Annotated in this window: 5 protein-coding genes; 2 read left to right on the top strand and 3 right to left on the bottom strand. The window is 56.4% G+C overall.

Translation table 11 applies throughout. The features are described from left to right. Positions 1 to 16: 16 nt before the first annotated feature. Complete coding sequence (locus HF324_RS25965) at positions 17 to 733, top strand: SDR family oxidoreductase (RefSeq protein ID WP_168805780.1); 717 nt, start codon at positions 17 to 19, stop codon at positions 731 to 733. 51 nt (positions 734 to 784) lie between these two features. Here the strand turns inward: HF324_RS25965 and rffA are convergent, their stop codons facing one another. Genes rffA through HF324_RS25950 form a run of 3 tightly spaced genes read right to left on the bottom strand, consistent with a single transcriptional unit; the run spans position 785 to position 3822 of the window. Next, the gene (gene rffA / locus HF324_RS25960; RefSeq protein ID WP_168861197.1) at positions 785 to 1909 is read right to left on the bottom strand and encodes a dTDP-4-amino-4,6-dideoxygalactose transaminase; all 1125 of its coding nucleotides are present in this window, start codon (positions 1907 to 1909) and stop codon (positions 785 to 787) included. A gap of 28 nt (positions 1910 to 1937) precedes the next feature. Continuing rightward, positions 1938 to 2630, bottom strand: coding sequence for a GNAT family N-acetyltransferase (locus HF324_RS25955; RefSeq protein ID WP_168861196.1), 693 nt, complete (start codon positions 2628 to 2630; stop codon positions 1938 to 1940). A gap of 10 nt (positions 2631 to 2640) precedes the next feature. Continuing rightward, complete coding sequence (locus tag HF324_RS25950) at positions 2641 to 3822, bottom strand: TDP-N-acetylfucosamine:lipid II N-acetylfucosaminyltransferase family protein (RefSeq protein ID WP_168861195.1); 1182 nt, start codon at positions 3820 to 3822, stop codon at positions 2641 to 2643. Between the two features lie 526 nt (positions 3823 to 4348). On the opposite strand from HF324_RS25950, the gene HF324_RS25945 reads away from it, so the two are divergent. Then, complete coding sequence (locus tag HF324_RS25945) at positions 4349 to 15301, top strand: T9SS type B sorting domain-containing protein (RefSeq protein WP_168861194.1); 10953 nt, start codon at positions 4349 to 4351, stop codon at positions 15299 to 15301. Positions 15302 to 15507 lie beyond the last annotated feature (206 nt).

Raw genomic sequence — 15507 nt, 5'->3', positions numbered from 1 at the left:
TAAAAGAAACGCATTTATGGCTTCATTTGAAAATTCCCGTATAGTCATTGCCGGTGGTTCGTCCGGCATCGGATTGGCTACAGCTGCTTTACTCACCGCAGAAAACGCTCATGTCACTATTACCGGCCGTTCGGCCGAACGCCTGCAGGAGGCTGCTCAATCGGTACCGGTGGCGGGTACCGCCGCACTGGATGGTAACGACCGGCCTGCGCTGGACCACTTTTTCGCTGCACAAGGTAATATCGATCATTTGGTCATCGCCCTGAGCGGCGCTAAAGGCGCCGGTATGTTCAAAGACCTCTCCCTCGATGACCTGCGCGCCGGTTTTGAAGGTAAGTTCTGGCCGCAGCTACAAACCTTACAGGCTGCATTGCCCTATATGCGCTCCGGTGGCAGCATAACACTGATCACCGCCATCAGCGCCGTCGCCAAAAGTCCCGGTACCGCCGGGCTGGCGGCTATCAACGGCAGCCTCGAAGCTATGGTCCCCGGCCTGGCGAAGGAACTGCAACCCTTACGGATCAACGCTGTTTCTCCTGGCGTTGTAGACACGCCATGGTGGAACTTCCTGCCGGCAGATGCAAAGGCGGACACATTCAAGGCTTATGCCACCCAGCTGCCAACCGGAAAAGTGGCTGCGGCCACAGACATAGCAGAGGCGGTGTTGTTTTTAATGCGCAACAGCAATACTACCGGCACCATCCTCCGTAGCGACGGCGGTTTCAGCTTATAACAAAAGAGGTCAGGGTAATCCCCTGACCTCTTTTGTAAATATACAGGCGGCTTATTCGCCAAGATAAAATTGTTTGATAGCAGCAGTGATCTGATCTACCTGCTCGTTGGTCAGCTCGTAGAAGAGCGGCAGCCGCAGCAGCCTGTCGGAATAAAAATCCGTATAAGGCAGCTCCCTGCCGTCATGCCGGGGCTTGTAGAAAGGCGACTTATGCAGTGACAGGTAGTGGAACACGGCCAGTATGCCGTTGGCTTTCAGGTGGCGTATCAGCCGGTCTCTTTCGTCCACATCGTTACAGATGATGTAGAACATATGTGCGTTGTTGGTAGCATAAGAAGGGAGCCAGGGAAACCGGATCCTGCCATCAAGTTCCTGTAGCCTGGACCGGTACAGCTCCCACAGCTCTTTACGGCGTTCCTGTATGGGCTTGATGTGTTCTATCTGCGCATACAAAAAAGCAGCTACTACCTCAGACGGCAGGAAAGAAGACCCGATGTCTACCCAGCCATATTTATCGATCTCGCCCCTGAAAAAGGCGGAGCGGTTGGTACCTTTTTCCCAGATGATTTCCGCCCGTTTCACAAAACGTTCGTCGTTCACCACCAGCATACCGCCTTCCCCTGAAATGATGTTTTTGGTTTCATGAAAAGAAAAAGCAGAGAGATGCCCGATACCTCCCAGGTACTGGTTTTTGTAACGGGAGTCAATCGCTTGCGCCGCATCTTCTATTACAAACAGGTTGTAGCGCTTTGCCAGCGCCATGATCTTGTCCATATCGCAGGCGATGCCGGCGTAGTGGACAGGCACGATCGCTTTCGTTTTGGGCGTGATCAGCGATTCTACCAGGTCGGCGTCTAAATTCGGATTATCGGCGTTACTGTCGGCAAAGATAACGTTGGCGCCTCTGAGTATAAAAGGATTGGCGGTAGATACAAATGTGTAGGAAGGGATGATGATCTCATCGCCTGGCTGGGTGTCGATCAGGATGGCGGCCATTTCCAGCGCATCGGTACAACTGGTGGTGAGTAATACCTTTTTGAAGTTGTACATCTCCTGCAACTGCTGCTGGCATTTGTTGGTGAACATGCCGTTCCCGGACAACTTACCGGAAAGGGCGGCCTGGTACATATAGTGGGCTTCTTTTCCGGTGAGGTATGGTTTATTGAAAGGTATCATCTTATGGTCTAATTATTAGTCAGTCAAATTATAGCCAGAAATGGTAAAAATACTCAATACGGGCGATATGGAACCCACATTTTTGATACAGGTTACAGGCCGGTGTATTGGCGCCCTGCGTCACCACCTGCAGCTGACGATACCCCTGCCGGCGGCTCCATGCTTCGGCGGCGGCCATGAGGGCCATTCCCACGCCTTTCCCACGGGAGGCGGGGTCTACAGCCACGAGGCCTATGTCTCCTTTACCGCCTTTTTCACCTAAGGTGATCAGGCCGGAAAGCTGTTCCTGTTGCCGGTATACCAGTACTTCCTTTGCGATCTTCCTGCTCACGGAATTCATCACCCACAGGCGATATAATTCCTTGTATTTCTCTTCCTCAAAGTTATCATCTACCCTAAATCTTGAATGAACGCCACTTTCAATGCCCAGCCGGATAAGGGCTTCTTCGGCTGGGTTGGTGGTGTAGCTGCTGATAAAAGGAGAGAGGGCCACCGGTCCTTCGACGTCTTTTTCGAAAGTGGTTTTGATGTCGGCCAGCCGGCCGTTGTAGGTATCCAGCAGGGCCGCTTCGGTTTCACCGGCAGCCGCCAGGTAAACCAGCCGCGCCCTGCCTTTCAGGTCTGAAAGGCATTGTGCAACATCTGCGTGGCCGTTCTGTATCCTGTATACTTCAAAGCCAAAAAAATCGCTGTCCCAGCTGAGTCTTTCGTATGGCGTCATGTTATGTCGTTTAATTACCTGCCAGCGTTTCTTTTAACACCCGCATCTTTTCCTGCTGATCGAACAGCTGGTCCACGATGGTGATGTTCTGCTGTATCTCGCCGGCGGTGAGCGGCCTGGAAAATTCTTCGAAAGACAGGCTGCTGATATCTGCTGAATCAAATACCGTAGCGTGATTGTTCTTCAGCAGGCCGAAGGTGGTACTGTTGTGGTGCACAAAGACTTTTTTACCCCTGTACAGCAACGCCAGCGTATTGCCTGCCGCCTGCGGGCGGTAGTGGTACATCACAGCGACATCCACTTCGTCCAGTTGTTTGTAATATTCGTCCCTCGGTAAAAATCCCCGCAGTGCCCTTACTTTCTCCTTACCGAAGATGGCTATGGCCTGCTGTTCAACGAAGTCGGCATAGGCGCCGTCGCGGTAACTCAGCGGGATGACCAGTTTAACGGGATCGTTTTTAAATACCGACAATGCCCGGAGTGCTTCGAGGTGATTGTTGGTAATGGTATCGGAGTTGCCCAGCAAAATGGTGGTATACGGCCTCTTTTCGCCGGAACCCTGCACCTGCGCTGTATCATCCGGTTTAGGGTTAAAGTTGTAGAAGAAATATTTGTACGCAACGCGGGTGGTGTAATGCTGTTTGATCCAGTCATGGTCCAGCAGGTTCCAGTTGAGGAAGTAATTGAGCCGTTCAAAGAACAGCGCCCGCGTATGGGCTATTTCCCGTTGTTCGCGTTTATAATGGATATATCGTTTGGCAAAGGAACGATAGAGCTTTTTAGGCTTCAGCAGATTCCATTGCACCAGGTCATGTTCCTCGTGTTTTTCGAAGTACGGAAGGCTTAACGGTCCGTATATGGTGTGTTTAAAGCGGCTTACCGGTATTTCCACGACATCGCCGCCCCAGAAAAACAACCCGAGCGGAATATTTTTGTCCAGCGTCAGCGCAAACCGGATGGCGCTTTCGGAGGCCCAGTGAATGAATACTTTGTCTTTTGAGGAAATGTTTTTTACCAGTTCGCGGAACGCCGGCGTATAATGTGGTGCAAAGTGTACACGATCGGATTTAACATGTTTTGCCTGTTCCTTTACGGCGTCGATGATAAAAATGTTATTTCCGGGCGCTACCTGCTCGGCATCCTTAATGAAATCGTCGATGAACTTATCGTCAATCATTAAATGGTAATTCATTCCTCTTGCATTTCTGTTTTAATGTGAACAACCCTGCCATCATGGATGGAGTGCCCGTTGTTTCCCGGTACAGGAGGGCAAATATAACTAAAGCGGCCAAATTTCAGCCGTTTCCGGGCGTTTTCTGCCCTGGGGCCTTGCCCCGGAAAGGTTTTGACAGCAGACGCCGCTTTCCAGGGCCCGCGGCGGAAAGACTGCGGGGCTTCTTCGGAAACCAGCCTGCCGCAGGCTATCGCGCACCGGAGACGGGGAGAAACTAATCTTTCCTGTTGTGAACATAATCCCTTTTTTACTGTTGTAGTATTTGCAATGATACTGCAGTGGATTCCGATGTATGTAGAGTCATGTATCATCTCCGATTTACAGGAACGACAGAATTATAGCGCAGCAAACTAATTCGGATGCCATGGAGCATGCGCAGGATTCCTTTTTCTCACCACCTCGCGAAAACCATGATCCCCCTGTTATAAATATGTCGGGACTTGCCCCTAAGAGAAAACCAAGTTATTCTACAAACCCAGCTATTATGGTAAAGATGCTGTCCATTTTTGTAAATGTTCAGAGTGTTGTTCCCCGTGTTGTAAAACAATTCAGTTGTGTGTTGCTGTTGCTGCTGCTGCTGGCAGGGAGTATTGTGAAAGCCCAGCAGTGTACTGGGTCTCTCGGCGATCCGGTTTTTAAGGAAACTTTCGGCGAGGCAGCTACGGCGGCTAAACCGACGTTAGGCCCCCCGCTGCCGGCGGGTATTACCACGTATACCTATTACGCCCCCGGCGTAGGGTCGCGTCCTACCGGCCCTTATCCCGGCCAGTATACTATCAGTAACACTACGCGGGGCTACAACAACATTTACTTTGTGGACCGGCCGGACCATACCACGACCAACGGCCGTGGTTTCTGTATGGTGGTGGATGCCAATGCCACCCCCGACAAGTTTTATGAACGCACTATCACCGGTCTTTGTGCCGGCACCACCTTTGAGTTCTCCGCCTGGATCATGAATATCAACCCGAGTGGGGGCGTAGCGCAGCCCAGCCTGCGTTTTGACATCGTAGACGCCAATAATCCCAACGGGCCGGTGATCAAATCCGTGTCTACCGGGGTGGTACCTTACCAGGCTCCCGGCACCTGGGTACGGCAGGCAGGTATCTTCCAGATGCCGTCTACTACCAGCGCCGTGATCCTGCGTATCTTCAGCAATACGCCCAACAGCAATGGCAACGACCTGGCACTGGACGATATCGCTTTCGCGGCCTGCGGCCCCCCGATCGCTTTTGCGCAGACAACCGGCGTGGTATGTGCCGGCGGTACCGGTGGCTTCTCTGTCAGCCTGCCGGCGGGAAGCTACTCCAACTACTATTTCCAGCTGCAGAAAAGAGCACAGGGAACTGCCACATGGACCAACGAAGGCGGTGTGATCAACAACCAGGGCAACAACCAGTATACTTTCAGCGTCCCCAACGCCCGCGCAGGTTTTGAATACCGTGTGGTGGCAGCCGGCGGGATGGCTGAAATGAATAATGTCAGCTGCCGTGTGGTGTCTGCCCCGGTGGAACTGAAGGTGATCGACTACACTGCCGGCATCAACGGGCCCGCCACCATCTGCTACAATACCGGCGCTACCCTGACGGCTGCCGTTACTCCCAGGGCGGGTACCGGTACCCCTTCTTCCGGTTTCGCCTATGCGTGGGAAACCAGCGCCGACGGTACCGGCGGGTGGACCGTCGTGCCCGGACAAACCGGCGCCACGCTGAACACCGGCGCGCTGACTGCCAGCCGCTATTACCGGGTAACCGCCACCGTTAACGGTTGTTCAGGCGATGGCGCCTCCAGCCCGTTCCGGGTGGTGGTGAACCCTAATATTGCTGTCAACATAGGGACGGTCAACCCGGTATGCCAGGGCACTGCCTTATTCAGTATACCCTATACCGTTACTTCCGGCAACGCCAACGTCTTCAGCATCACCTCCGCGGACATGCCCGGCTTTAGCACGGTAACCAATGCGGCGCTGGGCGGATCGCCCGTTAATGTGGTGATACCCGCCAATGTGGCGCCGGGAGCCTATCATTTTACCATCACCTTCCGGCATCAGGCCAGCGGTTGTTCGGCATCCTACCCGGTGACGCTCGACATCAGCCCGGCGCCCACCACGGCTACCGTAGGCCCTGACCAGCAGCTGTGCGGCACCAGCAACACCACTCTCACCGGCAATACGCCTGCCGCCGGCACCGGCAAGTGGATGCAGGTGAGCGGTCCGGGTACCGCAGCATTTGACAACCTGGAGGCTCCCAATGCGAAGGTGTCCGGACTGGTGACCGGCACCTACACCTTCCGCTGGACAATCACCAGCGGCGCCTGTCCACCTTCCTATGCTGATTTAGACGTAACGGAATATGGCAATACTACCCTGCCCGACGCGGGACCTGACTCCACCCAGTACAACTCCGGCGTATTCCATATGCAGGCAAATGCACCTGCCGTCGGTACCGGTAAATGGACCGTCATCAGTGGCAACCCGGTCATCGCTGACCCTACCGATCCGCATTCCACGATCACCATACCACCCAATACCAGCGCCACGCTGGCATGGACCATCACCAACCAGGCCTGCCCGCCGTTGCAGGATGAAGTGACCATCACCTATGTGAGCCGCGCCGACATCCAGGCCACGAAAGAAATACTCGAACAGGGGCCCTATATCGCCGGGCAGTCTCTCGTATACCGCATGGTGATCTCCAACGCAGGTCCGAGCAACGCCATCGGTGTGAAGATCACCGACCCGCTGCCCGCAGGATTTGCGGCCGGCGATGTGACTGTTGTCAGCAGCGGCGCCGCACAGATCACACAAAACAACAGCACCAACACCCATATCGATGTGACGGGAGACATTCCCACCGGCAATGCGGCCATCACCATCACCGTATCGGGGAAAATACAGTCCTCCTTTGAGGGAGACCTGGCCAATACCGTAACGGCTGTATCGCCGGTAGTGCCTGACCCCGACGGCGCCTCCGCCACCGTAACGGTGCCGGTCATACGCCGCCCTTACTTTGAAGTGGTGAAAAGCGCTCCCGCCATGGCCGTTGCCGGAGAGTCCATCCGCTTCGGTATCATTGCGCAGAACAGCGGCCTGGGAGATGCCCGCGCCGCCGTGCTGACAGACGTGATCTCTTCCAAATTGGCCAACGTCAGCTGGACCGCCACCGCCACCGGTAAGGTGACCATCCTTTCCGGCGCCACCGGTACCGGCAACAACCTGCGTATCGTGGCAGACTACCCCGGCGGCGATACACCGGCTGATACCGGTAAAATTTATATCAGTGTAACAGGCACCGTAGACGCCGGCGCCACCGGCAGTATCGACAATGTGGCCAGGGTAACCCCGACTGAAACATCTGTAAGCGACTTTACTTCCAATACTACCAATACAGTGATCACCAGCAGTCCCGGACTGGTGATAGACAAGAGCCGCACCACGCCAGTGATAGCCATTGCGGGTACGCCGGTACAATATGTGATCACGCTGATCAATAATGGTCCGAGCAACGCCGTGCAAACCGTCATTACCGATGCTGTACCGGCGGCCATACAGCAGGTACAGTGGACCGCCACTGCCCAGGGCAGTGCTGCGGTGACTGCCGGCGCCTCCGGTACGGGCAACCAGGTACGGGTTACCGGTAATATCCCCGCGGGTTCTTCCAATGTCATTACCATCCGTGTGTCCGGCGTGATCAGCGCAGATTATTCCGGTACGCTCAACAATACCGCCACCGCTACGCCGGCTGAACCGGGCGTGCCCTCCGTATCCGATACGGACGTGGCCACCGTACAGAAAGCCGTGAAGCTCACGATTGTGAAAAATGGTCCGGCGACGGCTGTCCCGGGCCAGCAGATCTCCTATACAATAGACGTAGATAACGAAGGACCTTCCAATTCCACCGCTACCACGATCAGTGATGTGATCCCCGCGTCCCTGTACAACGTCACCTGGACGGCCAGCGTGGTCTCCGGCACTGCTGCCATCACCAGCGGCGCTACCGGCGCCGGCAACCAGTTGAGCGTGACCGCCAACATGGCGGCGGAAGCGGCTATCCGCATCGTGGTGCGTGCGACCATTTTACCGCCTACCTACAATCCTATTCACAACACCGCCGTAGTAACCCCATCAGAGCCGGGCTTCCCGCCGGTGACCTCCAACGAGGTGATCACCACCGTGGACCCGCAGGCGGCGCTGACGATCAGTAAAACAGGTCCGGATACCGCTACTGCCGGTAGTTCGGTGTCCTATGTAATTACAGTTGGTAACAACGGCCCAAGCAACGCCCGGGATATGCAGATCAAAGATGCCGTGCCGGCATCGCTGCAGCAGGTGACCTGGACGGCCGTAGCCAACGGCAATGCCACCATCGACAACGGCGTCACCGGTCGCGGTAACAACATCGCGCTCTCCGGCGATATCGCCGCCGGCCGTGGAAATAATATAGTGATTACCGTTAGCGGCAAACTGGACCCCGCCTTCTCCGGTACGCTGACCAACACGGCCATCGTTGTCCCTTCTGAAACCGGCAGTACCGGCGACACCGCCACCAAACAGACAGTGGTCAGAAGGCTGCCACAGGTTACCATCACCAAATCCGCTGTCGATGGCGTACTGGCCGGCGATAGCGTGACATATACCATTGAAGTGGCCAACGCCGGCGCCTCCGATGCGCAGGGCCTGGTGGTAACCGACGTTGTACCCGCCGCGCTGAGCGGCGTACGATGGACCGCAGGTGCGCAGGGGCAGGCCGTTATTATTACAGGCGCCAGCGGTACCGGGAACAGTGTGCGGGTAACCGGTAACATCCCCGCCGGCAGCGCCAATAAACTGATGATCATCGTTACGGGTAAAACCAGTCCCGGCTTCTCCGGCACTATCATCAACGAGGCTACCGCCACCCCTTCCGAACCGGTGCCACCGGTAACGGCTACACAGACTGTGGTCGTGAAGAAGCTGCCTGCCATCAGGGTGACCAAAGCCGGTCCCGCTTCGCTGAATGCCGGTGAACGCATCACCTACACTATTATGATCACCAATACCAGCGTGTCTAATGCCGACAACCTGGTGATAGAAGATATCGTGCCTGCCGCGGTAACGCAGACCACCTGGTCCGCTACCAGTAATGGCGCCGCTGTTATCAACAGTGGTGGTACCGGTACGGGCAACACCATGCGGATAAACGCCAACATCCCCGGCGGCAGTACCGGTAACGGTATATCGGTGACCATCACCGGCATCGTGGACCCTGCGTTTTCCGGCAGCTTCACCAATGTGGCTACGGCACAACCTTCCGAGGCAGGTGCGCAACCAGCGGTGTCAGGGCCCGTGGTGACCACGGTGGCGCAACGGCCATCCCTGCATGTGGTGAAAACAGGCCCTGCTGCTGCCAGCGCCGGCGATAGGGTACGTTACCTCCTGACGGTAACGAATACCGGTCCGTCCAACGCTCTCAACGCCATCATCGCCGACCAGCTGCCGGCACTGCTCACCAACGTGAGCTGGAACGCCACCGCAGCAGGGGGCGCTACTATTCTCTCAGGAGCTACCGGTACCGGCAACAGCCTGCTGATAACCGCCAATGTTCCGGTGACGACAGGCGCCGTAAATGTTGTCATAACCGGCACCATCCCGGCAGCAGCACTGGCGGGCACTATCAGCAATGTGGCGATGGCAGATCCGAAAGTAACCGGCCTGCCGCCGGTAGCCTCCGATACCGTTATCACCGTGATCAGCCAGCGGCCAAAACTCATCATCCAGAAAAATGCACCGGCCAACTGGAGCGCGGGCGAGTATATTATCTATGGCGTGAAAGTGGAAAACGCCGGCCCGAGCGACGCGCGGGCGACAGTGATCACCGACGTGATTCCGGCTACCATCATAAATCCTTCCTGGACAGCTATCGCCAACGGTACGGCGGTGGTTACCAGCGGCGCTGCCGGCGCCGGTAACCAGTTGAATGTGGTGGCGGATATTCCCGCCGGTGCAGGCAACAGCGTGACCATTCTCATTGCCGGCAGGGTACAGAGCGATTTCGCAGGCGTGATCTCCAACACCGCCACCGCCACGCCGGCAGAGCCCAATGTGCCGCCGGTAAGCTCCAACGTCTCTACCAATATCAGTCGCAGGGCAAGACTGCAAATACATAAAACAGGACCTGCCGCCACAACGGCGGGTAACAGCATCGCCTATACGCTGGAGGTGCTGAACAATGGCCCGAGTGATGCCAATAACATCACTATTAAAGACGCGGTCCCGGCGGGCATAGTCAACGCCACCTGGACGGCCACCGCTTCCGGTGGCGCCAGTCTCACTTCTGCTGCCTCCGGCACGCAGGACGTGCTGGTGAACGGTAACATTCCCGTTACCGCCGGGGCCAGAATTGTCGTTCAGATAAACGGTAAAGTAGATCCTGATTATGCATCGCCCAACATCACCAACGTAGCGATCGCGCTCAACGATCCGTCCTTTGCCACACCGGTAGGAGATACCGCTTCCGTAGTGACGGCGGTCAACCGCGTGGCCAATCTGCGCATTGTGAAGAGCGGCCCTGCCAACCAGGGCGCCGGTGAACCGATGCAGTACACGCTGCAGGTGCAGAACGACGGTCCCTCCAATGTACAGGGCGCCCGTATCCAGGACGTACTGCCGTCAACGTTACTCAACAGCACCTGGGTGGTGACCAGCACCGGCGGCGTGTCTAACATCAGCCCCACCAGCGGCACCGGCAATGTGGACGTTACCGCCGACATTCCCGCGGGAAATGGTACCCTCAAGGTAACGGTGACGGGCGTACTCAGTCCGGCAATGGTCAACGGTGCTACTGTTATCAATACCGGCACGGTAGCACTGCCGGCTGGCAGCCCCGTCACTGACCCGAACCTGGCCGATAACACCAGCACTGTAACAACAGCAGTGGATAATGATCCGGTAGTACGCATCGCGAAAACCGGCCCTGCTGTCGTGAACGTAGGCGATACCATTCAGTATCGCATCGTGGTGACCAATGGCGGCTCCGGTAATATCACCGGCGCAATCATCACCGACCAGGTACCGGCAGATGTCACCGTTACGTCCTGGGGCGCCGCTGCCACGGACAGTGCGCAGGTGACCGGACCCACTGCCGGCACCGGCAACAATATCAGCACCACCGCCAATATCCCCGTGGGCAGCAGTCATACGATCGTGGTCCTGGTCAATGGCATCGTCAACAAAACATCCAACACCTCTTTCACCAATACTGCAGTGGTGACAGCAGGCTCCAATAAACAAAGCTCCATCACCACCACCGTCAACCAGTCCACCGATGTGAGCATTGTGAAGAGCGGCCCGCAACAGGTAACAGCCGGGGAAACGGTCAACTATACGCTCCAGGTATTCAATGCCGGTCCGGTGGACGTGGAATCGCTGGTCATTACAGACCAGGTGCCGGTTACCGTCACCAATGTCACCTGGAAAGCCGTGGTAACGGGCACGGGAGAAGTCATCGGCGCACAGGAGATAGACAGCGCCGGCAGCAATATCATCATCCCGGGTAAACTGTCGGCCGGCAGCGGGAACTACATCACCGTATATATCAGCGGTACTGTCAGCGGCAGCGCTACCTCCGGCAATATTACCAACACCGCCAATGTGACTGTTAATAACGTGAACGATTATAACCCCGCCAATAACACCAGCACACTGACGACGAACATCGGCCGCACTACCGGGCTGCAGATACGTAAGAGCGGCCCTGTGCAGGCACAGGCAGGCAACACGATCACCTACCAGGTGGTGGTGACCAACAGCGGTCCGTCTGACGCCACCGGTGTGAACATTTCAGATGTGGTACCTGCTGAAGTGGAAAATGTGAGCTGGGAGGCCGTAGTTACCGGCGCAGCTACTATCACCGGGCCGTATAACGGTACGGGCAACAACGTGGCTACTACTGCTAATATCCCCGGCGGAGCAGGCAATAGTGTGGCTATCACGATTAGGGGCACACTGAACGATGATTTCGCGGGAACGGTGCTCAACGTGGCTACGGCCAGCAGCAGCGAGTCTCCCGCGGTGAACGATCAGGTAACGACCACGGTGGCCAAACAATCCGATGTACAGGCGCATAAGAGCGGTCCTGCTACCATCACCGCCGGTGATAGGATCACTTACCTGATCACGGTGACCAACAACGGGCCAGCGTTCGCCCGCGGCCTCACCATCATTGATTCCGTGGACACACGTATCACCGGCGTTACCTGGACCACCAGCACTGCCGGCAATGCGAACGTAGTCAACGGCGCTACCGGCAGCGGTAATCGGCTTAGTGTGACAGCCGACATCCCGGCCAATGACAGCGCTGCGGTAACCATCACCGTCACCGGTACAGTCAGGGCTGATGCCACCAATACCATTACCAACACCGCAAAAGTCACTTCGCCCGATCCGCTGACACCTCCTGTAGTAACGCCGCCGGTGATCACAGAAGTGGTACAGCGCCCTGAACTCACCATCAGCAAAAGCGGCCCGCAGCAACTCAGCGCCGGAGAAAATATCAGCTACTGGCTGGACATCACCAACAAGGGTCTGAGTAACGCCACACAGGCTGTTATCAGCGACCAGGTGCCTGCCACCGTGAAACAGGTCAGCTGGTCCGTTCAAACCGTCAGCCCCGGTACGACCGTCACCAGTGGGGCAACAGGTTCGGGCAATAACGTACAGGTCACCGCCAATATACCGGCGGGCGGCAGCATCCGCATGGTGATACAAGGCAAGGTAGACTCTACTTTTGCCGGTACGATCACCAACACCGGTGTTGTTACACCGGCAGAGCCGGGCAATACGCCGGATTCTTCCGAAGTGCAGACGGACGTCTTCCTGAAACCAACGGTGCAGATCACCAAATCCGGACCGGCGAGGTTGCAGTCCGGCCAAACGATCACGTACACCATCATCGCTGCAAACGCCGGTCCCAGCATGGCGACCAATGCCGCCATCTTCGACGCGGTGCCTGCAGCGATCAACAACGTTACCTGGAGCGCAGCGGCAGCCGGTAACGCCCTGATAACGGGTCCTGCCAACGGCGCAGGCAACCTCGTCAGCCTGACCGTCAGCATACCACCGGGCGCAGACAACAGTGTAACCGTTACCGTTAGTGGTACCATCGATCCGTCTTTCCGGGATACCCTGAGGAATACAGCGGTCATCACCCCGGCGGAAACAGGCGCCCTGCCTGATAGTTCCGCTGTGGTACAAACGGTGGTAACGGCAGCGCCTAAACTGCATATACAGAAAGCCGGTCCGGCTACCGCAACGGCGGGTCAGCCATTACAATACACCCTGCTGGTCAGCAACAGTGGTTTGAGTAATGCGGTGAACTTCACCGTGACCGACGTAGTACCCGCCACACTGACGCAGGTCAGCTGGAAAGCGGTGACCAACGGGGCAGCGGTGATCAAGAGCCCCGCTTCCGGTACCGGAAATAATATCAGTCTCACCGGTGACATGCCGGCAGGCAACGGTAACAGTATCGTTGTCACCATCACCGGGAACATTGCAGCCAACGCCAGCGGCACGATAGTGAACACCGCCACCGTGACGCCGGCAGAAACAGGCGCCGCACCGGAATCAGCCACCGCTACCACGCAGCTTGTCACCGAGTCGGCCGTAAGGATCAGCAAAACCGGCCCGGCCACGATGATACGCGGTGATCAGGCCAGCTACGTCATCAGTGTGGTCAACCAGGGGCCGAGCGACGCCGTTAATACCGACATCACCGATCTGGTGCCTGCTGTGCTGACTAACGTTACCTGGACGGCGACGCCACTGCGCAGCACGGTGATCAACAGCGGCGCTACCGGCAGCGGCAACAACATGAAAGTTAATGTGAACATACCGGCAGCTGATACCAGCGGACTGACTATCGAGATAAAAGGTACGGTAGCGCAAAACGCGCCTGCCGGCAGTGTGAACAACACTGCACATGCTGTCCTTAACAACATGGGCGGCAAGGATATTCCATCCAATACCGTGGTAAGTAACATCGGCAGCGCTACCGACCTGGTGATGACGAAAACCGGCCCGGCGGAAGTATTTACCGGCAGCCAGGCCAGCTATCAGCTGACCATCAGCAACGACGGGCCGTCCAATGCAGACAATGCAACGGTGACGGATATACTGCCGGCGGCATTAACGCAACCTGCGGTGACCGTCTTGTCCATGACCGGCGGGGCAGCCAATGTACAGGCCGCGCTGAACGGCAACACCATGAACGCTACGCTGGGGATCTTCCCGGCAGGCGCGAAAGTGGTCTTACAGGTGAGCGCTACAGCCGGCACCCCGGGCAGCATTCAGAACACCGCCGTGGTAAGTACGCCGGCCGGCATGATGGATGAAGACAGCAGTAACAACAGCAGCACGGCTGCTACGCTCATCAGAGGAAAATCTCAACTGGAGATCACGAAATCCCTGAACCCGGGCGGTGGACCATACAGCATCGGTCAGGTGATCAGTTATACCCTGCAGGTCCGCAATACCGGCAGCGCCGGCGTGAACCCTGTCGTGGTGCTGGATCCCCTGCCGCCTGCCAGCCTCGTCAGCGATCCGGTATACAGCAACCCGCCGACCGGCAACGTCGTTTACAACAGCAGCACCCGGGTGCTGCAATGGAACGCCGGTCTCCTGAATGCGGGAGAGACCCGCAGCTGGAGCTACGATGTAACTATCACCGGTGCAGGCAACGTCCGTAACATCGCTGTGGTGACCGGCCCACCGGATGTAAGCGTACCGGATACTTCCACCGTCACCATCAACACGGAAAAACTGGCCAATCTCAAAGTGGTGAAACAACTGACCAGCACACCGCCGTTCAGTGTCAATAATGTGCTGACCTTCACCATTACGGCCACTAATAACGGGCCCGACAAAGCTACCGGCGTGATGATGCAGGACCGCCTGCAAAGTATGCTGGGCAGACCGCTGACACTCAACGCCAGCGCAGGTACAGCTACTTACGACATCGCTGCAGCGACTATCAGCTGGCAGATACCGGAACTGGCTTCCGGCGCCAGCGCCACACTGACAGTCACCGTGAAGCTGATAAGCGCAGACGACATCACCAATACGGCGACGGTCAGCGGCAATGAAAAAGATCCCGATATCAGCGATAACACATCGACGGTAGGTCCTGTTAAAGTGACCGGGGAAGATATCTTTATCCCGAATGTGGTAACGCCCAACGGAGATGGTAAGAACGACAATTTCTACATACCGGGCCTGAGCAAATTCCCGGGTTCGGCGATGTACATCTACAACCGCTGGGGGAACCAGGTGTACCAGCACAAGAACTACGACAACAAATGGAACGGCGACGGACTGAGTGAAGGCACGTATTATTACATACTGGAGCTCCGCACCGAACAAGGCGTAAGGAAGTATAAAGGATGGGTGGAACTCATGCGATAACCGTCACGCGAAGTGCTCGCAAAGCACTCGAAGTTCTCGCAAAGCACGCAAAGGAGCAAAGAGCGCAAAGATTTTTTTAAGTTTAAAATAAGAAAGCAAAGGAGCGGAGATCAAATTTGATCTCCGCTCCTTTGCTTTCTCTGCTCGCTTATTTTATTCTTTGCGCTCTTTGCTCCTTTGCGTGCTTTGCGAGAACTTCGAGTGCT

This window comes from Chitinophaga oryzae (assembly GCF_012516375.2).
Lineage (GTDB): Bacteria > Bacteroidota > Bacteroidia > Chitinophagales > Chitinophagaceae > Chitinophaga > Chitinophaga oryzae.
The sequence above is the reverse complement of the archived record's forward strand: the minus strand, read 5'-3'. Positions and strand labels throughout refer to the sequence as shown.